1 pseudogene is annotated in these 231 nt (G+C 74.5%); it reads right to left on the bottom strand.

Features of this window, described 5'->3' with window-relative positions:
* Positions 1–231, bottom strand: a pseudogene (gene murD, locus ACTFO6_RS20100) (UDP-N-acetylmuramoyl-L-alanine--D-glutamate ligase); the annotation flags it as partial.

The raw sequence follows: 231 nt of genomic DNA, 5'->3' as shown, positions 1-231 counted from the left end.
GTCCTGGCCTTTCCCATCCCCGCCGGTGATTAGGACCGCCGGCCGGTCCATGCCGGAGAGGGCCGCCACCATGGCTCCCACGTTGGTCCCCTTGGAGTCGTCGTCGAAGACCACGCCGCCGATCTCCGCCACCGGCTGCCTGCGGTGGGGCAGCCCCCGGACACGGGTGAGCGACTAGGCCAGGGGCGCGTCCGGCAGCCCGCTGGCCGCCGCCAGGGCCCAGGCGGCAAG

It is taken from the genome of Pelomicrobium sp. G1 (genome assembly GCF_051905455.1).
Classification (GTDB): domain Bacteria; phylum Pseudomonadota; class Gammaproteobacteria; order Burkholderiales; family UBA6910; genus Pelomicrobium.
This window is presented reverse-complemented; position numbering and strand designations above follow the sequence as displayed.